The organism is Neobacillus sp. NRS-1170 (genome assembly GCF_050468025.1).
The window spans coordinates 24001-43053 of the sequence record NZ_JBITPF010000090.1; the positions used below are offsets into that span (position 1 = coordinate 24001).

A 19053-nucleotide genomic window follows, 5' to 3' on the forward strand; every position below is an offset into this window, starting at 1 on the left:
AAAATTAATTTCAATTATTAAGTTTATTGGTTGAATTAATTTCGGTAGCAATATAATATTAAGAATGTATCTAGTATTCAAGTGATGAAGAAAGGATGTAATTCATGTTTAATACTATTGATGATTTATCCGTTACTTCCATTCGTACTCTTTCCATAGATGCGATTGAGAAAGCAAATTCAGGTCATCCGGGAATGCCGATGGGTGCTGCACCTATGACCTATACATTGTGGACTCGCTTCATGAACCATAATCCGAAGAATCCACATTGGTTTAACCGCGATCGTTTTGTATTATCTGCAGGCCACGGTTCTGCGTTGTTATACAGCATGCTTCATTTATCTGGTTACAACTTATCTATGGAAGATTTAAAGCAATTCCGTCAATGGGGAAGTAAAACTCCTGGACACCCAGAATACGGCCACACTGAAGGTGTTGAAGCAACCACTGGACCGCTTGGTCAAGGTATTGCAATGGCAGTCGGAATGGCAATGGCAGAACGTCACGTAGCAAGCGTTTATAATAAAGATAATTTTGAACTTGTGAACCATTTTACATACAGCATCTGTGGTGACGGAGATTTAATGGAAGGTGTTTCTGCTGAAGCTGCTTCCCTTGCAGGTCACTTGAAATTAGGACGCTTAGTTGTACTTTATGATTCAAATGATATTTCACTTGATGGAGACTTAGATAAGTCCTTCTCAGAAAGCGTAAAAGAGCGTTTCTTATCATATGGCTGGCAGTATGTCCGTGTAGAAGATGGCAACAATCTTGAAGAAATTGCAAATGCGCTAGAAGAAGCTAGAAGTGACCTTGACCGTCCAACTATGATTGAAGTTAGAACTGTTATCGGTTATGGTTCTCCAAACCGTGCCGGAACATCTGGCGTTCATGGATCACCACTAGGTGCTGACGAGTTAAAATTAACTAAGGAAGCATACAAGTGGACATTCGAAGAAGATTTCCATGTGCCACAGGAAGTATACGATAACTTCCAAAAGCTAATTGTGGAAACAGGTGAGAAAAAGGAAAAAGAATGGAATGACCTTTTCGCACAATATAAGAATGAATATCCAGAATTGGCTAATCAACTTGAGCAAGCATTAAATCAAGAACTTCCTGAAGGCTGGGACAAGGACATTCCAGTATACAGTGAAGGCAAATCCCTTGCAAGCCGAGCTTCCTCTGGTGAAGTTTTAAATGCAATTGCCAAAAACCTGCCTACTTTTATTGGTGGTTCTGCTGACCTTGCGGGTTCCAATAAAACAATGATCAAGGGAACAAAAGATTATATGCCAGGTTCATATGAAGGCCGTAATTTCTGGTTTGGCGTTCGTGAATTTGCCATGGGTGCTGCTATGAATGGTATTGCTCTTCATGGCGGAGTTCAAGTATTTGGTGGAACATTCTTTGTATTCTCTGATTACCTTCGTCCTGCCATTCGTCTTGCGTCATTAATGGGCTTGCCTGTCACATATGTATTTACTCATGACAGTATTGCGGTTGGGGAAGATGGACCAACACACGAGCCAATCGAACAACTTGCTGCTCTTCGTGCTATGCCAGGCTTGTCAATCATTCGTCCTGCAGATGGAAATGAAACTGCTGCAGCTTGGAAGTTGGCTGTTGAATCTAAAAACACTCCAACAGCACTTGTTTTAACACGTCAAGATCTACCGACATTAAAGGGTACAGACACTAACGCATACGAGGGCGTGTCAAAAGGTGCTTATGTAGTTTCTCCTTCAGAAAGAGAAACTCCAGAAGCATTATTACTTGCTACTGGATCTGAAGTAAGCCTTGCGGTTGAAGCGCAAAAAACTTTAGCAGGCGAAGGTGTTCACGTTTCTGTAGTAAGCATGCCATCATGGGATCGTTTTGAAAAGCAATCCCAAGAATATAAGAACTCTGTACTTCCTAAGAATGTCAAGAAACGTCTTGGAATTGAAGTAGGTGCTTCCTTCGGCTGGCACAAATACACTGGTGATGAAGGCGATGTATTAGCTATCGACAAGTTCGGAGCATCCGCACCAGGTGAAAAGATTATGGAAGAATACGGCTTCACAGTAAGCAATGTAGTTGCCCGCGTGAAAGCACTTTTGAATAAATAAAATAGTTTTTTTAGAGGAGGACGGATTATTTCCGTTCTCTTTTTTTGTATTGTGAAGAATTAACAAGGCACGTTGAAGGTGAAAAGTAATCGCAGCGGTAAATGTGAACCTATTTTAGTTGCGCCATTTGTATGAGTAGTATAATTTTTACAAAAACTTGAACATTTTAAAATAAAAAAGGAAATTTCAAAAATATTACCGAATTCATAAATTTAGTAACAATCGACAAAAATAGTGAAAGTTTTTGCCGCCGTAAGACAAATGTTTCGTTTCTGTTTTTTTATAATAGATAAAAGGGTTGACAGCGAAGGAGAGGTTTGTGTGAGAAAATATCAACTATATTTAATAGAAGATGAATTTGCCGCCCATTACTTCGGAAGAGAGAGGCTGTTTTATCAGCTTTTTCAGGAACATCAAAATGCTAACGGTGAGCTTGAATTTATAACAAAAAAACAAATTGACTATATAACCAAAAAAGTGGAGGTATTAAAAATCCACAATCTGATTCAAAAACAGCTGGGGAGAATTAAAGGATTTAAAGCCGATCATGGTGCATACTATATTGAATTAAGTGGAAAACTAAGTACGGCAAAATTAGAAGTTTTTCAAGATTTAATAACAGTTGAGGCGCAAGGAAGCTATGAGGCAGAGACAGCTTATTTCGAAGTGCTTCGAAAATGTGAAGCTTCCTTTTTGGCGATTGATCTTGAGCATCAGCGCTTCGGCTGGCTAAAGCCGATTAAGGAAAGAAAATTAATCTAATTGCAAGAGGATATTGTTTTATGCCGTTTTATTTAGTACACTGTAGTATGGTAGACAACATGAAGGAGGAAGTTTAATGGGTATGTACATTCTAGTTGGTATACTAGCATTAGTCGCTGGTGTAGCACTAGGATTTTTCATTGCTCGCAGATATATGATGAGCTATTTAAAGAAAAATCCACCAATTAATGAGCAAATGCTTAAAATGATGATGATGCAAATGGGTATGAAGCCTTCTCAGAAGAAGATCAACCAAATGATGGCTGCAATGAACAAGCAGCAATCTAAATAAAACCCATTCGTATCAACGGTTTGAACATAATTTATAAGCAAATATAGGACAAGTTTTCGTACAACATTTTGTTGTTGAGTGAATCTTTCATTATAAATTTGTATTATTTTTGCTTAATCTTTCATCAAACTAATCCGAAACCACTTTTTTATTGGAAACTTAACCAATGGAGGGTGGTTTTTTGTGTTATTAGTTGATGTTTTCAAAGAATATATGTACCATGCCCCGAAGATGATAATAAAAGCCCTCCATTACTGAAGGGCTATTAAATAATTAATTAGTTAGCAAAAGAAGTATGTTTTGTTTTCCATTTCTCCATTGCAATAAATAACCAGAAACTATAAATCCCCAAAGTAATTACACACAAAAACCACCATTTAATCCAATTACCGAATAACCCTATTGCTGATCCAGTAAATTGTAATCTTCTCCCATTAATCACAGTATGCCTAGTTTTCCATCCTAAAATCATAGTAATTGCCCAAGGATAGCAGATTCCCAGAGTACAGACAGTTACAAGCCAACCACAAATTGACCATCCTATGTATTGTAGTAATCCCCCATCGAAATAAGACATTCCTTCCGTTTGTGCATCATAGTTTTGATTTGCATTTACCGTTATTTCACTCATGTATTTTTCCTCTTATTTTTTTAGTCTAGGACAATTATACCATTTTTGCGTTTTGATATTTAAAAAGTTTGATAAATAGATAGAAGGCATAGTTATTAATAACAAAAAACACCGGTGGTCGGTGTTTTTGCTGTGGCTATTTTAACGGTTTATATCTTTGGTAGGTATTCGTCTAATTGATAAAAGGTTCCGGTATATCCTTCCTGAGCCATCTCTTTTGAATCCTCAAAGGTTTTAATCTCATCCGCTGTCGGGGAAACGGGAACCACAGTCATTGTTAGGGTTGTTTTTCCTTCATTCTCGGTGAGCGTAATGGTATTTAGGATTTCAATAGGCCAATTTGCGTCAAAAGGTGCACGTACAGTGTTACCTTCTTCATCAGAAAAGAAACTAGTGTAAACAATTTTCTCTGGTGCAATAATTTCACTGTATACAAATTTTACCCACATTACGTTGCCATCAGCAGGTTTCTGGCTGTAGTGAAAGACACCGCCCGGACGGAAATCTGATTTAGAAACCTCGAATGTCCATCCTTTTGGCCCCCACCAGTTCTTTAGGTGTTCTGATTCAGTTAATGCCTTAAACACAAGTTCCCGTGGAGCATTGAAAGTATGTGTGATTTCGATTTGAGTTGACATGGTGATTCCTCCAATAATTTTAGTTTTCATTCTCTTTATTTTCTCTCTTTTGTAGATCTTGCAAATAACGATCCAAGTTGTCGAATTTTTCTTCCCAAATGTCGCGGTATTTTTTTAGCCATAAATCTAAGGCTTTAAAGGGCTCTGATCTCAGATTGTAGATTCGACGATTCGCTTCTACGGAAAACTCCACCATTCCTGCTTTATACAATACACGGAGATGTTTAGATGCTTGAGGCTGGCGAATATGAAGATGGTCTGCTATTTCACCCACTGTTAATGGGCCCATACGAAGTAATTCAACAATCTGTAACCTATTAGGCTCGGCAAGAGCGCTTAAGATTGTCGTATAATCCATCCCTTATTTTACCTACTCCTTTAAAATAATATTTTTTCTTAATATACCCAAATAGGAATATTCCTGTCAAGGAATACTCGAGACAAGTCTACATCACAAACATTACAGACTTAACTTTGGCTAACGAACTTTTGTGCAATATGATAAGCACACACATAATATACTAGTCTTATTAATTAAACCTATTTCACCTTTTTCTGCTTATATGTTATTAGAAGTCGTGAACCTTCATAAAATTTATTGGAGGTGCTGGAAGTGAAAAAGCATGTAAGTGAAATTGAATGTCTTGTCTGTAATGGAACACATTTTCGAAAAGGTTATTTTGTTGCCAATTACGAAAAATTTGATGAGAAAATTAAGTGGAATGTTAAGACTGACGCAGGGGTGTTGATTTATTTGGAATCTGAAGAGGACAATCCATTAAACAGAATTCCCGAGAAAGTAAACTTATTTTCTTATATTTGTGAAGAATGTGGTTATATCATGAACTTTACCAAAGAAAAACAAGTGGAAAGCAAGAAACTTGAAAGAATTAGAAAACAAAGGCAAACAATGTATGATTGGACTAAATTTAAATAATGAATCAAGAACACTTAGCACACAAATAGTAAGTGTTTTTTATTTTGATCGGTAATATGACTATGAAGAGAGGGATACCTCTCTTTTTTTATTAAAAAATAAGAATCTTTATTATTTTACAAATATTTGATAAAATATAACTTCAGCATGTCGGATGGTCATTTTTATCTACATCCTTTGGGGGCGTTTTAATGAAGGTATTTTTAGAATTAGGATGGTTTTTTAAGCAGGAGAAAAAAGCATACATATCCGGAATATTTCTCTTAATGTTGGTAGCGCTGTTAACATTGGTCCCACCCAAGGTAATCGGCATTATTGCTGACCATATTCACGATGGAACGATGACAAAGGCCCTACTGCTACAGTGGATGCTGGTCCTTGTAGCCACAGGTCTGTCGATGTATGTTCTACGATATTTTTGGAGAATTATGATTTTTGGTTCGTCTGTCAAACTAAGCAAGATCCTACGGGATCGTTTGTTTCAGCATTTTACGAAAATGTCGCCAGCCTTTTATCAAAAAAGCCGGATTGGGGATTTAATGGCACATGCGACAAATGACCTCCAAGCGATTCAACAAACAGCCGGTGCCGGTGTTTTAACGCTGGTTGACTCGCTTTCAACTGGTGGATTTGTCATCATCGCAATGGCGTTTACGATCAGCTGGAAATTAACGCTGATTTGCTTGATTCCCATGCCAATCATGGCGATCTTGACAAATTGGTTTGGAACAATGTTACATAAAAGCTTTCATAAGGCTCAGGAAGCCTTTTCCTCTCTAAACGATAAAACCCAGGAAAGTATTACAGGAATCAAAGTCATTAAAACATTTGGTCAGGAACAAGAAGATATAGAGGATTTCCGCAAACAATCAGAAGATGTTGTACAAAAAAACATCGTTGTGGCAAAAATTGATTCCCTCTACGATCCTACCATTTCGATAATTGTCGGTATTTCCTTCTTCCTATCCATCGTGTTTGGCGCAAAATATGTTCTCAATCACGAGCTAACGATAGGGGAATTAATTTCGTTTACGACCTATTTAGGCTTATTAATTTGGCCGATGCTGGCGTTCGGCTGGTTATTTAACATCGTAGAACGCGGCCGTGCTTCCTATGACAGGGTAGCGACTCTCCTTCGAGAAAAGGTAGAAATCACCGATAAAGAGGAAGCCTTGGACATGATTCCGTGCGGTGATATTCAATACAAACTTGCTGAATTTACTTACCCGGGGGAATCTCGCCCAATCCTAAAAGATATCACTTTTTCTTTAAATAAAGGTGAAACTCTAGGAATTGTCGGAAAAACGGGAGCAGGAAAAACGACCCTGTTAAAGCTGCTGATTCGCGAGTTTGAAGGGTATCATGGGGAAATTCTTTTTGGAGAAAAAGCACTGCAAGACTATAAACTTGCGAAATTACGCAAAGCGATTGGCTATGTTCCACAGGATCATTTCTTATTTTCAGCCACTGTGGCAGAAAATATTGCCTTTACCAATCCATCAGCGGCAAAAGAGGAAATTGAAAAGGCCGCAGCCTTAGCCAATATCCATGAAGATATCCTTCAATTTACAGATGGTTATCAAACGATCGTCGGAGAACGAGGAGTGTCGTTATCCGGTGGACAAAAACAACGAATTTCGATTGCCAGAGCACTTATGATGAATCCAGAAGTTTTGGTCCTTGATGATTCTTTATCAGCGGTAGATGCCAAAACGGAGGAAGCGATCCTTTCGTCACTAAAGCAAAACAGAGAAGGGAAAACAACCATCATTACTTCGCACCGGTTGAGTGCCATCCAACACGCAAATCTGATTCTAGTTCTTGAGGATGGCAGGAATATCGAGAGAGGTACGCATGAAGAGCTCATGGAATTAGACGGATGGTACAAAGAAATGTATTTACACCAGCAGCTAGAAGAGTTGGTTGAGCATGGGGGGCATTAATGTGGAAGAGAAAGTACAACTTTCGGAACGGGAACAAAGAAAAATCTTATTCCGTCTTCTTTCCTATACAAAGCCGCATAAACAAATCATCGGGGTTGCCTTTATCCTACTACTGTTAACAACAATAGGAGATATTGTTCTCCCAATCCTGGTTAAAATTTTTATCGATGATTATTTGACGCCAGGGAAACTAGCATTTAAGCCTTTATTCATTCTGGGGTCCATCTACATGGGAATCCAAATAGTAAAATCGATTCTGCTATTTTTTCAATTAGTGAAGTTTCAAGAGATTGCCCTTTATATAATTCAGCAGCTTCGAATCGATGTATTTTCAAAGGTGCAGGCACTTGGTTTAAAGTATTTCGATAAAACACCTGCTGGAAGTATTGTTTCACGGGTAACGAATGATACGGAAGCCATAAAAGAGATGTTTGTAACGGTCCTTTCTACGTTTATTCAAAGCGGATTCCTGCTGTCAGGAATATTCATTGCGATGTTCATTTTGAATGTAAAACTAGCTTTGTTTTGCGTCATCATCATTCCCATCCTAATCTATGTAATGGCCTTGTACCGAAAATTAAGTGCACGCTATTACCTCGCCATGCGGGAGAGACTAAGCCAATTAAACGCAAAGCTGGCAGAGTCACTTCAGGGAATGTCGATCATTCAAGTGTTTCGCCAGGAAAAACGCCTGCGTAAGGAGTTCGGTGAGATTAACAATCAGCACTACAGTGCCGGAATGAAAAATATAAAAATTGACGGATTGCTGTTAAGGCCGGCCATTGACCTTATTTATACTTTTGCCCTAATCATTGTGTTAAGCTACTTCGGCATCACTTCCTTCCAACACAGCATTGAAATTGGTGTCATCTATGCCTTTATCAATTATTTGGACCGTTTCTTTGAGCCAGTTAATCAAATGATGATGAGGCTCTCCTTATACCAGCAAGCGATTGTAGCTGGTTCTCGTGTATTTAAATTACTTGATGAACAGGAGCTGGCACCCGCTCAGAACGAAGAAAAAGAAATGACCATCGAAAAGGGAAAAATTGAATTTAAAAATTTGAGTTTTTCCTATGACGGTAAGCGGGATGTGTTAAAAAACATTTCCTTTACCGCCAATCCGGGCGAAACAGTCGCCCTCGTTGGTCATACCGGAAGTGGAAAAAGTTCGATTATTAATTTAATGATGCGCTTCTATGAATATGAACAGGGTGAGATCTTGATTGATGGTGAATCGATTCGTCAATATACAAAGCCGGAACTGCGTGAAAAAATGGGGCTTGTCCTCCAGGATCCGTTTTTGTTTTATGGAACAGTCAAGGATAATATCCGCCTTCATAATCAAGACATGACCGATGAGCAGGTAATGGAGGCGGCAAAGTTTGTCCAGGCCCATACCTTCATTGAAAAACTAGATGATGGATTTGACCATAAGGTTGTAGAGAGGGGCGCAACCTTCTCGAGCGGTCAACGACAGCTAATCGCCTTTGCGAGGACGATTGCCGCGAATCCGAAAATTTTGGTATTGGATGAAGCAACCGCCAATATTGATACAGAAACCGAAGAAGCGATTCAAACGGCACTTTCCAAAATGCGAAAGGGCAGAACCACCATTGCGATTGCCCACCGTTTATCTACTATCCAGGATGCTAATCTCATTCTTGTGCTGCATCAGGGAGAAATCGTCGAGCGGGGCACGCATCAAGAACTGCTGGCTCTAGGCGGTTTGTATCACAAAATGTTCCTTCTGCAAAATGGGATAGTGGAAAGATATGAGGATGTAATGAATTTATAGAAAAAAAGCCTGGCGTGCTGCCAGGCTTTTTGCATGATTTAAAAAGAAGAGTGTGATACTTTCTTTATATAGATTCGATTATATTCATTTAATAGATTGTCTAGTTCTTGACTGTAGCGAATAGCAACGGAGGAAGTCAAGCCGTTGGTGATCGCGACTTGTATTAATTCAGCTCGCTTTTTTTCAATTAAGGCTACTAAATCTTGTTTGATCACGGCCGAGTTCCTTTCCGGATAATCTCCAATTTTTTTGGTAGAAATATAATACTAAACTACCAAAAGGCATTGTTTTACTAGTATAACCTATGATGTAAATTATTTCAAAGGAATATGTAAAAAAATATCCATTCAATTTAGACATATCTTTAAAAAAAAGGGAGTATCTTAAATGAAATTAGAATGAGTAGAGTCACAAAATATTCATGATAATCATTATCTTTTAGGTCAAAGTTTTGTTAGAATGAAAGGGTATCGACTATAGTGGGAGTGTTAATATGTCAGACGTAAATATATTTTTAGCTTTAGGTGCGGGATTTTTGAGCTTTATTTCACCATGCTGCCTGCCGCTTTATCCCGCCTTTTTATCGTACATCACTGGAATGTCGGTAGGGGAATTACAAAGTGAAAATGCTTTACTGCAAAAACGAAGCCTGCTTCATACCTTGTTTTTCCTATTAGGATTTTCGATTATTTTTATTGCCATCGGCTTTGGAACATCCTTCCTTGGCAGCTTCTTCTTATCGTATAAAGATCTCATTCGTCAGCTTGGCGGCATTTTTATTGTATTCTTTGGACTTATCATCGTTGGAGTATTTAAACCGGATTTTATGATGAAGGACCGCCGTTTCGAGTTTAAAAATCGTCCTGCGGGTTACTTTGGTTCCACTTTAATCGGGATGGCCTTTGCAGCTGGCTGGACACCTTGTACGGGTCCTATTCTTTCAATTGTCATCTCCCTTGCTGCAACAAACCCTAGTTCAGGAGTTTTATATATGCTGGCCTATTCTCTGGGCTTCGCGATACCGTTTCTAATCCTATCATTCTTTGTCGGACGAATGAAATGGATTAAAAAGAACAGCGGCAAGATTATGAAGATTGGCGGCTATATCATGATTGTTATGGGGATCGTCCTATTCTTTGACTGGATGACCAAAATCATTACCCTCTTCTCCGGACTATTTGGGGGCTTTACTGGATTCTAAAATTTACATTAAATTTTGTTCAATTTTTATATTCTGATGTATAATATGTAAGTAAATTCTTAGATAAGGAAGAGAATCCAATGAACTACGTTGTTGTTTCTTCAATCGGAGCAGTTTTTATGGGCTTTTTTGTCTTATTCATACGAATGAAGGCAGCAAACAAACCCACAAATCTTAAAAAGATTATTCTGCCGCCTTTTTTCATGTCTAGCGGTGCACTTATGTACCTGTCTCCGCAATTTCGGTTAACACCGATGGAAATTTTGGAAGCTGTCATCGTCGGAATTCTTTTTTCCATATTGTTGATTAAAACATCACAATTTGAAATTCGTGACAATGACATTTATTTAAAGAGATCAAAGGCGTTTATATTTATTTTAGTCGGATTATTAGTGGTCCGCGTTGTTTTAAAAACCATTCTAAGCAGTACGATTGATATTGGCCAGCTTAGCGGCATGTTCTTCCTGCTTGCATTCAGCATGATTGTACCATGGCGTGTGGCTATGTATCGGGATTTTAAAAAACTCCATAAGCAATTACATGGATAAACACTGATTCTTCCTGAGTCAGTGTTTTTTTAATGCCCTCCTAATGAATATAAAGTCGAATCGTTTAATAAAAATTATTAAGCTTATTTTTTTGTATACCGCTTTTGCTATTGTCTCGTGTTGGTTTAACAGAATCCTCCGATATCTCATTTGTTTTAAGGATGACTACGTGATTGGGGAGATACCAATGAGAAAATTATCGGTTATTTTTGTTCTGTTACTAGGCCTTGTGTTACCCGCTACCCCAATTGAAGCAGGCGGCAATTCCCAGTTCATTATTATTAATAAAAGGACGAATACGCTTGCCTTTTATGATGGCGGTCATTTGATTAAAACCTTTAAAGTGGCAACGGGAAAAACAAGAGATTTAACGCCAGAAGGAAAATTTAGGATTGTCAACAAGATCATCAATCGGCCCTACTATAAAGAACATATAGCCGGAGGGGATCCCCGAAATCCTTTAGGAAATCGTTGGATGGGGCTTGAAGCCAGAGGTACATATGGCACAACCTACGGGATACATGGCAATAATAATGAAAATTCAATTGGCAAATATGTCAGTCACGGCTGTGTCCGAATGCATAATGAGGAAGTGCGCTGGCTGTTTGACCAGGTCCAAATGTTTACTACCGTGGTCATTACTTATTCGAACAGCAGCTTCGACTCGATTGCTCAAGCGAATGGATATGGTGTGAGCGTTCCTGCTTCTGGTGGTATAGAAAATGAGAATCCTGCACCGATTAATGGCTGGGTAGTGACGAACGGTAAAACCTATTATTATACAAATGGGACGGCAAAAATCGGCTGGCAGTCCATTAATGGCAAATCGTATTTTTTTGATGATAAGGGAGTCATGAAGACAGGTTGGCTGTCTCTTGGCGGCAAGACATACTATCTAGATGAAAAAGGGGTTAGGCAAACTGGCTGGGTAGAAGAAAGCGGCAAAAGATATTACTTTGATCAAACAGGCGTGATGAAAACAGGGTGGTTTGAGGAGAATGGCAAGAGGTTTTATCTTGATCCGAAAACTGGAGAGATGAAAAACGGCTGGCAGTCGTTAGCTGAAAAAAGCTATTATTTTGATCATGACGGAATTTTGAAAACGGGCTGGGTGGAAGTCGAAGGCAAGTGGTATTATCTCAATCAGAGAGGATCAATGGATACAGGATGGTTTAATTTTAACGGCAAATGGTATTATCAAGATACCAATGGTGTAATGAATACGGCAGCAACACCCGTCATGAACCAGTTTAAATTCTATGAAAATACGGAAGCACTAAGGAACGGTTGGGTAACATTTTCAGGAAATAAATATTATCTTGGTAATAATGATGGATTGGTATCCAGCTGGTTGAGCTTTGAAGGTTCAAGGTATTATCTCCATATTAGTCCGGATATGGCTGGAATTCGATAAAATGCAGAATGAATTGTGCCCTGTCAGCTATGCTGTCAGGGCAATTTTTGTGGTCAAAACAAAAACCGTTCACGAATGGAACGGCTTAGAATAAGTGGTCATAGGGAGCAACATCGATTCTATTTTCAAACAGTTTTTTACGCAAAAATTTATGATCTCGTTTGGGTGTTGCCAGTATATAGCCTCTGATGACCAGTTCTTCCGTAATTTTAGCAGCATTTTCTTTTAAAGCCAATTCACCAATTTTACCGGCAATTTTATGCCTCGCCACATCGCGGAAAAGTTCGGGAACCGGACTGACCAAATCTTGGAGAAGGGCTTTCTCCTCGCCACTCCACAAATGACGTGTTTCATTAACATAATGTTCTTCCCAATCCATGACGGATTTGCCATCTTCCTTCGGCATCTTCTTCAAAAACTTTCGAAACATAAAATATCCGCCGATCGCAAACGAGCCAACCAGGAAAACAACCCAGAAAAGGATAAACCATAAAAACCAACCATGAAGCATCTTATTCACCTACAAGAAACTATTTTTCAATTTATTATAGTATGTTTTAAACAATAAAGACAAGTTAACTCCTTTTAAGTACGTGGTATTTAAATTGGTTGGCGATAGGTGTAGGATTAAATGGGTGTCGAAAAAGTGACAAATAAGGCAATTCTATTGTAAAATACAATATACCAATGTATTATAATTACGAATAATAGATTAAGAAATGGGGCTGAATGGGGTACTGGTGTCCTCCACAGTCTTCAAAACTGCCTGAGACCTGCGTGCCAGGTCTGGTGGGTTCGATTCCCACGCAGTCCCGCCATGACAACAATTTCAACGTTATTAATAAAATTTTCCCTCCACAGTCTAAACCGTGAAATTTGACTAGACTGTTGCAGACTGTTAAGTGAAACTGTGGAGGAGAATTACTCTTAGTCACCTATAAAAGTTCATAGGGGGCTATTTTTATGCAAAAGAAAACAGTTCGAAAGTATAAGCGTGGAGACAGCACTGGCAGAAATTCAAAAAAGATATTAGATGCTCTAACACTGGATGAAATGTTTGATAAGTTTATGACATTTAAGAAAACTGAAGCATTAGCACCAAGAACTATTCAAGAGTTATATATACTTTGAATATCTAAAAGAGTTTCTTGGTGATGTTAACTTAAAAAGGAAATTATAAAAGAGCGACTAATTGAGCCACTCGATTCATCAATTTTTAACCAATGGTTGTTCTATGTTCAGCTTAACTTTGAAAAAAATTCGATATACTGTATCTTTTCCTTGATAAATAACTATATTTGATACAAAGTTTGCCTTTAATAATCTTTGCCGACTGTCTAAGAGATAACAAAATTGATTATGTTCATCTTGAAAACAATTTAAAATAGAATAAACTTTTTCAATGCTTTTATACTCCACTTCTCTAAGAACTTCTTGGGTATAGGCATTACAAAATTGCAATATGTACAATAAAAGCACCTCCCAAAATAATTACACTCGTATCATAACTCATTTGGAAAATGTTGTATTGCCATTATTGTGAAAAAAGAATATGACATTTTAGTCACTCATTCCCAAAAAATTTATAGAAGTATTTTGATATTATTCAACAAAAGCACCCTTTAGTTTAAGTGTATTAATTCACAAATACTTAATACTCACCTTACTCGTTGTTTTATTTCTCTAGGACTTAACTTAAGTCAATGAAAAGTTTTGGTCTCCTTATTACAATAAAATTAAAATAAAAAACAAGGAGATTATTATATGGATAATTTTAGAAATGAACAATCGAATCAGCGAAAATATACTCTAATGCAATAAGATTCCTCAAAAAATTTAACTAATTCATTGATTAACGAGTCAAAATCAAGGTATTTGTATTATTGAAAGAATCTTGTATACTATATTTATTAATTGTTTACATAAAAGGAGCTTTTTTTAATGGCAATTAAAATGAAACTAGAGGACATGCTTTGTTTTAATATTTACGCTGCTTCACGTGAAATTACACGTTTATATAGACCGATTTTAAATCAATTTAATATTACGTATCCACAATATCTTGTATTAATTTTATTATGGGAAAAAGAAGTGTGTACCGTTACTGAATTAGGAGAAAGACTATTTCTCGATTCAGCTACATTAACTCCCTTACTAAAAAGACTTGAATCATCTGAGCTCGTTTATCGTAGTCGTTCAGCTGCAGATGAACGAAAAGTAGAAATTGTTTTAACAAGTAAAGGTGCTTTATTACAAGCTGAATTAGATAATGTCTCAAGATCTATTTTTGAAAAAATCTGTCATTCTGAAGATGAATATGTTAATGCATTGGAATTCTCAAAGGATATCTTAAAAAAAGCAAATAAATTAGCAAGATAAATAATTAAATTAGTAACAAAAAACAAATGCCTCGAATATTTTCTCGAGGCTTTTTGTCTTATATTTACCTAATCACTGCATGTTACTTTACTCAAGATCCTTGTCCAAAAATGTTGTTACATGTATAGCAAACATTTATGGATATCGAAATAAAAATCCATGACCCGAGTCTGGGTAGAGAATTAATTGAGCATTTTCAATTCGCTGAGACATGATAAATGAATTCACCGTTGGCGCCATAATATCATTGTCACCATTCATAACAAGTACCGGTTGTTTTATCTCACCTAATCTTTCGTATAAAGAATCTTCTCCACCTAATTTTAATAATGCTTGAGTCTGTGCCTTAAATGACTCTTCTTTGACAAGTGGTGAACGGTCATTTTGTCTAATACGTAGACGTTTAAGATATTCCTTTCCCCTTACTTGACTAGTCTCTGTTGGTTCAAAAAATAGATATAAAAAATCCGTTACCAACAATTACTCATTTACTTTTCTCCTCTGTGATTTATTACACTCTATTAAATTAACTCACTAAGTTCTTTTTTTATCGTAGAAATTTTATCTTTAGGTGCGAACCGTTTTAATACATTTCCATTTCGATCAACTAGGAATTTTGTGAAATTCCATTTAATTTGTTCAGAACCAAGTAATCCTTTTGCCTCTTTCTTTAAGTAGCTATATATTGGTGCTGTATTTGGTCCATTTACTTCAACCTTATCGAAAAGTTGGAATGTTACTCCGTAATTGATTTGGCAAAAGTTTTCGATTTCATCATTTGAGCCCTTTTCTCCACTTCCAAATTGATTACATGGGAACCCTAATATTTCTAATCCTTGGTCTTTGTATTCAAGATATAATTCTTGCAATTCTTTATATTGATCAGTAAATACACATTTACTCGCTGTATTTACGATTAACATCACTTTTCCTTTATACTCTTCCATCGATTTCTCAATACCTCTATTTGTTTTAACATTAAAATTATAAATTGATTGCATTTTATTTCCCCCAATTTGATTTTTATTGTTTTTTTCCTACAAACATAGATTAAACTACTTTTAATTTGTAGTCAATTAAATAGCGCGCTATATAAAATGTTAATTTTAGGGAGTGATATATTGCTGAATGACTAAAACCTATGTAATTGTATTCGATGTCCTTTAATAGCGAAGTATAAATCCTTTAATAAAGGTGGTTGATAGTTCATTTAAATCACCTCAATTAAATTATTAATTGATATATTAAATGCGAAATAAGGGTTATAAATTACTGTAAATTGGTAATTTCTTATTTAACTAATCTGCTTACGTTAGTTTAATAACAAATCTTCGCAATCTTTCTAATTATCCAATATACAATGATATAATATACCTATCAATAAGCTAGGGGGAGTTCTCTTGAACAAAGAGGATGTGTATGGTCCAGAATTGGATTATATCGAGTGTGAGGGATGTGGTTGGGATATTGGATTATGCGTATGTGGTGAGAAAACGAAAATATATTCATTATATAAAAACGGAATCCATTTACACGATTTTACCTCAATAAAAAAATGTGCTGAGTGGCTTGAAAATCTTATCGGAGGGTCTTTGTATCAAGGATTATGTGGTCTGAGAAATGGATGGAAACCGAAAGAACATTCACAACTATACGGTTATGAAATCAAAACAACCTATTCCAAGGACTGATTTTTGAATAATTTTGGAGAAATAATTCAAAGCTTTTTAAAGCCATCTTTTTCAGGTGGCTCTTTTATTTTCCTCAAAATGGGGGAAATAAGTTGGTTCGTAATTTATTTACTTACAATCGTTCCGAGAAACACCCATCTTTACCCACACTGTCAAACGCTGACTTTGTGCAAAAAAAAGAGAGGTCGGATCACCTCTCAATAACTTTCTTAAATACATAAATTGCGATTAATCCAATGGTACCAAAACCGACCTCTATCATAAATTTGAAACCTCTTGACGTATGGCGGACACTTCATGGTCACTCACTCGATTTAATTGAACAAATTGTCCGGCCTGTTGTTCTAATAATGAGATTAAGTTATTATGCAGATCGATGTTATTATCACGCTCTTGATTGAATGCAGCATAGCACTTCACAAATGTTTCTTTGGCTTTAACAAGGTCAGCAAAGAGTTTTTGTTTTTTTTCTCCGTGCGGTTCGTACCCTTTGACAAGGTCTTCAACCTCTTGAGCGGTAAGTTCCACTTTCCATGAGTGCATACCGTGACTTTGTTTTCTTACCAAGGCTTGAACCTCGCTTTTAATTATGCGATTTCATTATCAACTTCCACTTTTGCTTTCATAGTGTCTCGATTAAAATCCTCTTGGTATTGATTTTCCAATGCCCTCGATTGCTCTTGGAGTTCTTTTATTTCCTCTTGTTTTTCCTCGATGTCTATCAAGATATTTTCTTTACGGTCAAGATGCGATAAAAGTTTATCAATGACCTTTTGAGCCTTCTTATCTTTGATTGGTGATAATCGCTCCTTGATAACTGCTGCGGTGTTGTTCCTCTCACGTTTTGTTGCTTTTTCTTTTTCAAATCCTACATGTAGTATGTTCATTTCTTAGAATCCCCTAATTAATAATTTTTTGTTTTGACTTGCTCATATCAAGAACTTTGGAAAACATCCTCGGTTATTACACCGTTGCCTTTTTACAGGTCTTATGTTTAAAAGATGGTTTACAAGATGCTCGATTTATTTCTTTATTTCTTTGAGATAATTTTCCCAATAGGAAACACTTTTCATTCGCTTTTCAAGTTCCCGAGCCTTTGCACGTTCCCTCAATACATTCCCTTGGACATTTACATTTTCTTCGATTTCCTCAAGTATGCGGATTTCTATCAACTTACCATCTTTGTGTTTTTCCATCTAATCTGCACCTCCTCCAAAGTTATTAAACTATTTATTTGTTCCATCATATATGTCCCAACAAAAATGAAAATAGTAACCCCATTTGTGAATAACTTCTTAAATAATTTTTCTTTAATAGCTCTCCTTATATAAGGAAGGGTTATTTTTTTGACGAAAAAGCAGCCAGTGATGATTTATGAACAAATGCGTAACTTCCCTTGAAAATATTCCCATTAAAACAATTTGTGAATTTAAACTGCTCATTACGACACCACAATTGAAGGGACTATTTCTTGGAAATCACTCATCCGAAAAATCCCGTCGTTAAAAAGTGGAAATTCTACCTGAAAATTCCTTATATCTACGTTGTGAATTTCAGTTATTCATTACGATACCAATTTTGAAAGGAACATTTCTTGAAAATCACACATCCCAAAAAATTCGTTCGTGAAAAGGTGTGAAATTCGACCTGAAAATTCCTTATGTCGTAAGAGAGGGGAGGTGACAAAGGTGAGAAATGATTATCTGTACACAATCCAAGGAACTGGAGTAGCCATCAAATACGGAATCGACAAAGCTTTGGAACAACAAACCGAGCAAATTGCTGGGAAACTTCGTACTGCAAATCACAAGCGAGAAAAACCTCTTTGCACTTGGTCGGGAAAAGTTGATCTGGACTGGATTCTTAATAACAATACCCAAGGTTCAACAGGTAGCCTAGCTAGTAAGGAAATGGTCTTTGAACATATTCGTTTACAAGTGAAGTGTTTTTTCAAAAGTGGTGGCAATTCAAATGGCTGCCATGAAGATGTTACCGAGAATATGGCACTGGCTTACGAGTTATGGATTAACCAAGGAATGACTTTAACTGCCATTGGAAATATGCTGAACACTTCACGACAAACAATCACGGACTGGCTTATGAAATTTTTTACATTGATCCATCTAAAACTGACGGTTGGGTTGCGCTGTAAAAGTAAGCTACTAGATAGATTCATAGTTTCAGAGGTGCTTCGACTACGAATAGCTGCACAACGAAAAAAGGCATGGAAACGTGTAAACAAGGATAAAAAGGCGGTTCGACAATATGTCCATATGAATGGTTTGACGGTGGTTTTTAACGGTGGGAGATATGACAAGGGGTTCATTGTAACCAAGGAATACCTGAACCACGCTTTAAGTTCATCATTCAATTGGGAATGCCAGAATGGACAAGCCGAACTGCCCTTGAAAGCTACAAGGGACAAGCAGTTGCCTGTGCCAAGAGCAACTTATCCAAATGGTCCACAGCAATGGCTTCAATCGAATCGGTAAGATGAGAATAGGTATCCATGGTCACTTGAATTTTAGAATGGCCTAAACGAGCACTTACGATTTTCGGATGTACATTTGCCTTTAATAAAATCGTGGCATGCGAATGCCGTAAATCATGAAAACGGATATCTGGCAGTCCTTTTTTCTTATTGCACTCCCATGAAAATAAAAACGGAAAAAGGGCATGAAAAAACAAACCCAGAAAAACCAGTTTTT

25 protein-coding genes and 1 tRNA gene are annotated in these 19053 nt (G+C 37.0%); 14 read left to right on the forward strand and 12 right to left on the reverse strand.

The genetic code is table 11. From position 1 onward, the window contains the following. Positions 1–104: 104 nt before the first annotated feature. The 3 genes from tkt (at position 105) to ACIFOT_RS29910 (ending at position 3165) form a co-directional block, all read left to right on the forward strand. Positions 105–2111: a transketolase gene (gene tkt / locus ACIFOT_RS29900; RefSeq protein WP_430071902.1), complete on the forward strand. Its 2007-nt coding sequence runs from the start codon at positions 105–107 to the stop codon at positions 2109–2111. 321 nt (positions 2112–2432) lie between these two features. Continuing rightward, complete coding sequence (sirA, locus tag ACIFOT_RS29905) at positions 2433–2873, forward strand: sporulation inhibitor of replication protein SirA (RefSeq protein WP_430071904.1); 441 nt, start codon at positions 2433–2435, stop codon at positions 2871–2873. A gap of 76 nt (positions 2874–2949) precedes the next feature. Then, on the forward strand, positions 2950–3165 hold the full coding sequence (locus ACIFOT_RS29910; protein WP_430071907.1) for a YneF family protein: 216 nt from the start codon (positions 2950–2952) through the stop codon (positions 3163–3165). Between the two features lie 277 nt (positions 3166–3442). On the opposite strand, the gene ACIFOT_RS29915 is transcribed toward ACIFOT_RS29910, so the two are convergent. From ACIFOT_RS29915 to ACIFOT_RS29925, 3 genes are all read right to left on the reverse strand, one after another. Beyond that, positions 3443–3796: a DUF898 family protein gene (locus tag ACIFOT_RS29915; protein ID WP_430071910.1), complete on the reverse strand. Its 354-nt coding sequence runs from the start codon at positions 3794–3796 to the stop codon at positions 3443–3445. Between the two features lie 149 nt (positions 3797–3945). Then, the gene (locus ACIFOT_RS29920) at positions 3946–4434 is read right to left on the reverse strand and encodes an SRPBCC domain-containing protein (RefSeq protein ID WP_430071913.1); all 489 of its coding nucleotides are present in this window, start codon (positions 4432–4434) and stop codon (positions 3946–3948) included. Between the two features lie 19 nt (positions 4435–4453). Next, the gene (locus tag ACIFOT_RS29925; protein ID WP_430071916.1) at positions 4454–4792 is read right to left on the reverse strand and encodes an ArsR/SmtB family transcription factor; all 339 of its coding nucleotides are present in this window, start codon (positions 4790–4792) and stop codon (positions 4454–4456) included. Between the two features lie 255 nt (positions 4793–5047). On the opposite strand from ACIFOT_RS29925, the gene ACIFOT_RS29930 reads away from it, so the two are divergent. The 3 genes from ACIFOT_RS29930 (at position 5048) to ACIFOT_RS29940 (ending at position 9112) form a co-directional block, all read left to right on the forward strand. After that, the gene (locus ACIFOT_RS29930) at positions 5048–5371 is read left to right on the forward strand and encodes a hypothetical protein (RefSeq protein WP_430071919.1); all 324 of its coding nucleotides are present in this window, start codon (positions 5048–5050) and stop codon (positions 5369–5371) included. A gap of 191 nt (positions 5372–5562) precedes the next feature. After that, on the forward strand, positions 5563–7314 hold the full coding sequence (locus ACIFOT_RS29935; RefSeq protein WP_430071922.1) for an ABC transporter transmembrane domain-containing protein: 1752 nt from the start codon (positions 5563–5565) through the stop codon (positions 7312–7314). A 1-nt stretch (position 7315) separates the two neighbouring features. Continuing rightward, on the forward strand, positions 7316–9112 hold the full coding sequence (locus tag ACIFOT_RS29940; protein WP_430071925.1) for an ABC transporter ATP-binding protein: 1797 nt from the start codon (positions 7316–7318) through the stop codon (positions 9110–9112). A 38-nt stretch (positions 9113–9150) separates the two neighbouring features. Here ACIFOT_RS29940 and ACIFOT_RS29945 read toward each other — a convergent pair whose 3' ends face one another. Further along, positions 9151–9327, reverse strand: a complete 177-nt coding sequence (locus tag ACIFOT_RS29945) for a Spo0E family sporulation regulatory protein-aspartic acid phosphatase (protein ID WP_430071927.1) — start codon at positions 9325–9327, stop codon at positions 9151–9153. 278 nt (positions 9328–9605) lie between these two features. Between ACIFOT_RS29945 and ACIFOT_RS29950 the strand changes: the two genes are divergently transcribed. The 3 genes from ACIFOT_RS29950 to ACIFOT_RS29960 all read left to right on the forward strand — a co-directional run bounded on the left by ACIFOT_RS29950 (position 9606) and on the right by ACIFOT_RS29960 (position 12275). Beyond that, the gene (locus ACIFOT_RS29950) at positions 9606–10313 is read left to right on the forward strand and encodes a cytochrome c biogenesis CcdA family protein (RefSeq protein ID WP_430071930.1); all 708 of its coding nucleotides are present in this window, start codon (positions 9606–9608) and stop codon (positions 10311–10313) included. Positions 10314–10393: 80 nt separating this feature from the next. Continuing rightward, positions 10394–10861: a CcdC family protein gene (locus tag ACIFOT_RS29955; protein WP_430071933.1), complete on the forward strand. Its 468-nt coding sequence runs from the start codon at positions 10394–10396 to the stop codon at positions 10859–10861. Positions 10862–11048: 187 nt separating this feature from the next. Continuing rightward, complete coding sequence (locus ACIFOT_RS29960; protein ID WP_430071935.1) at positions 11049–12275, forward strand: L,D-transpeptidase; 1227 nt, start codon at positions 11049–11051, stop codon at positions 12273–12275. An 85-nt stretch (positions 12276–12360) separates the two neighbouring features. Here the strand turns inward: ACIFOT_RS29960 and ACIFOT_RS29965 are convergent, their stop codons facing one another. Continuing rightward, positions 12361–12786: a DUF2621 domain-containing protein gene (locus ACIFOT_RS29965; RefSeq protein WP_430071938.1), complete on the reverse strand. Its 426-nt coding sequence runs from the start codon at positions 12784–12786 to the stop codon at positions 12361–12363. 210 nt (positions 12787–12996) lie between these two features. Between ACIFOT_RS29965 and ACIFOT_RS29970 the strand changes: the two genes are divergently transcribed. Beyond that, a tRNA-Sec gene (locus ACIFOT_RS29970) sits at positions 12997–13093 on the forward strand. A gap of 145 nt (positions 13094–13238) precedes the next feature. Next, positions 13239–13406, forward strand: a complete 168-nt coding sequence (locus tag ACIFOT_RS29975) for a hypothetical protein (protein ID WP_430071941.1) — start codon at positions 13239–13241, stop codon at positions 13404–13406. Between the two features lie 78 nt (positions 13407–13484). On the opposite strand, the gene ACIFOT_RS29980 is transcribed toward ACIFOT_RS29975, so the two are convergent. Beyond that, entirely contained in the window at positions 13485–13745 is a 261-nt protein-coding gene (locus tag ACIFOT_RS29980; protein WP_430071943.1) for a hypothetical protein, read from the reverse strand. Between the two features lie 471 nt (positions 13746–14216). Here ACIFOT_RS29980 and ACIFOT_RS29985 point away from each other — a divergent pair, with 471 nt between their 5' ends. Continuing rightward, positions 14217–14654 (forward strand): MarR family winged helix-turn-helix transcriptional regulator, encoded by a 438-nt coding sequence (locus tag ACIFOT_RS29985; protein WP_430071946.1) that lies wholly within the window; start codon positions 14217–14219, stop codon positions 14652–14654. Positions 14655–14789: 135 nt separating this feature from the next. On the opposite strand, the gene ACIFOT_RS29990 is transcribed toward ACIFOT_RS29985, so the two are convergent. Both ACIFOT_RS29990 and ACIFOT_RS29995 read right to left on the reverse strand, forming a co-directional pair. Then, entirely contained in the window at positions 14790–15131 is a 342-nt protein-coding gene (locus tag ACIFOT_RS29990; protein ID WP_430071949.1) for an alpha/beta fold hydrolase, read from the reverse strand. 44 nt (positions 15132–15175) lie between these two features. Beyond that, complete coding sequence (locus tag ACIFOT_RS29995; protein WP_430071952.1) at positions 15176–15655, reverse strand: glutathione peroxidase; 480 nt, start codon at positions 15653–15655, stop codon at positions 15176–15178. Between the two features lie 399 nt (positions 15656–16054). Between ACIFOT_RS29995 and ACIFOT_RS30000 the strand changes: the two genes are divergently transcribed. Continuing rightward, complete coding sequence (locus tag ACIFOT_RS30000; protein WP_430071956.1) at positions 16055–16345, forward strand: hypothetical protein; 291 nt, start codon at positions 16055–16057, stop codon at positions 16343–16345. Between the two features lie 258 nt (positions 16346–16603). Here the strand turns inward: ACIFOT_RS30000 and ACIFOT_RS30005 are convergent, their stop codons facing one another. The 3 genes from ACIFOT_RS30005 to ACIFOT_RS30015 form a co-directional block, all read right to left on the reverse strand. Then, positions 16604–16912 carry a hypothetical protein gene (locus ACIFOT_RS30005; protein ID WP_430071959.1) on the reverse strand — a complete coding sequence of 103 codons (309 nt, stop codon included), beginning with the start codon at positions 16910–16912 and terminating at the stop codon, positions 16604–16606. A gap of 20 nt (positions 16913–16932) precedes the next feature. Beyond that, a complete protein-coding gene (locus tag ACIFOT_RS30010; protein WP_430071962.1) occupies positions 16933–17232 on the reverse strand; it encodes a hypothetical protein in 300 nt (99 codons plus the stop codon). Positions 17233–17367: 135 nt separating this feature from the next. After that, on the reverse strand, positions 17368–17541 hold the full coding sequence (locus ACIFOT_RS30015) for a hypothetical protein (RefSeq protein ID WP_430071965.1): 174 nt from the start codon (positions 17539–17541) through the stop codon (positions 17368–17370). A 492-nt stretch (positions 17542–18033) separates the two neighbouring features. On the opposite strand from ACIFOT_RS30015, the gene ACIFOT_RS30020 reads away from it, so the two are divergent. Continuing rightward, positions 18034–18837, forward strand: coding sequence for a hypothetical protein (locus tag ACIFOT_RS30020; RefSeq protein WP_430071968.1), 804 nt, complete (start codon positions 18034–18036; stop codon positions 18835–18837). Here ACIFOT_RS30020 and ACIFOT_RS30025 read toward each other — a convergent pair. Continuing rightward, positions 18758–19053 (reverse strand): tyrosine-type recombinase/integrase (locus tag ACIFOT_RS30025; protein WP_430071971.1); only part of this gene is annotated, 296 nt, incomplete at its 5' end. The genes ACIFOT_RS30020 and ACIFOT_RS30025 overlap by 80 nt on opposite strands.

Excerpts from the sequence above, each read along its gene's own strand:
- tkt (WP_430071902.1), top strand. The coding sequence starts at position 105 with ATGTTTAATACTATTGATGATTTATCCGTTACTTCCATTCGTACTCTT.
- ACIFOT_RS29910 (WP_430071907.1), top strand. The coding sequence starts at position 2,950 with ATGGGTATGTACATTCTAGTTGGTATACTAGCATTAGTCGCTGGTGTA.
- ACIFOT_RS29915 (WP_430071910.1), bottom strand. The coding sequence starts at position 3,796 with ATGAGTGAAATAACGGTAAATGCAAATCAAAACTATGATGCACAAACG.
- ACIFOT_RS29920 (WP_430071913.1), bottom strand. The coding sequence starts at position 4,434 with ATGTCAACTCAAATCGAAATCACACATACTTTCAATGCTCCACGGGAA.
- ACIFOT_RS29925 (WP_430071916.1), bottom strand. The coding sequence starts at position 4,792 with ATGGATTATACGACAATCTTAAGCGCTCTTGCCGAGCCTAATAGGTTA.
- ACIFOT_RS29935 (WP_430071922.1), top strand. The coding sequence starts at position 5,563 with ATGAAGGTATTTTTAGAATTAGGATGGTTTTTTAAGCAGGAGAAAAAA.
- ACIFOT_RS29950 (WP_430071930.1), top strand. The coding sequence starts at position 9,606 with ATGTCAGACGTAAATATATTTTTAGCTTTAGGTGCGGGATTTTTGAGC.
- ACIFOT_RS29955 (WP_430071933.1), top strand. The coding sequence starts at position 10,394 with ATGAACTACGTTGTTGTTTCTTCAATCGGAGCAGTTTTTATGGGCTTT.
- ACIFOT_RS29960 (WP_430071935.1), top strand. The coding sequence starts at position 11,049 with ATGAGAAAATTATCGGTTATTTTTGTTCTGTTACTAGGCCTTGTGTTA.
- ACIFOT_RS29965 (WP_430071938.1), bottom strand. The coding sequence starts at position 12,786 with ATGCTTCATGGTTGGTTTTTATGGTTTATCCTTTTCTGGGTTGTTTTC.
- ACIFOT_RS29975 (WP_430071941.1), top strand. The coding sequence starts at position 13,239 with ATGCAAAAGAAAACAGTTCGAAAGTATAAGCGTGGAGACAGCACTGGC.
- ACIFOT_RS29985 (WP_430071946.1), top strand. The coding sequence starts at position 14,217 with ATGGCAATTAAAATGAAACTAGAGGACATGCTTTGTTTTAATATTTAC.
- ACIFOT_RS29995 (WP_430071952.1), bottom strand. The coding sequence starts at position 15,655 with ATGCAATCAATTTATAATTTTAATGTTAAAACAAATAGAGGTATTGAG.
- ACIFOT_RS30010 (WP_430071962.1), bottom strand. The coding sequence starts at position 17,232 with ATGAACATACTACATGTAGGATTTGAAAAAGAAAAAGCAACAAAACGT.
- ACIFOT_RS30015 (WP_430071965.1), bottom strand. The coding sequence starts at position 17,541 with ATGGAAAAACACAAAGATGGTAAGTTGATAGAAATCCGCATACTTGAG.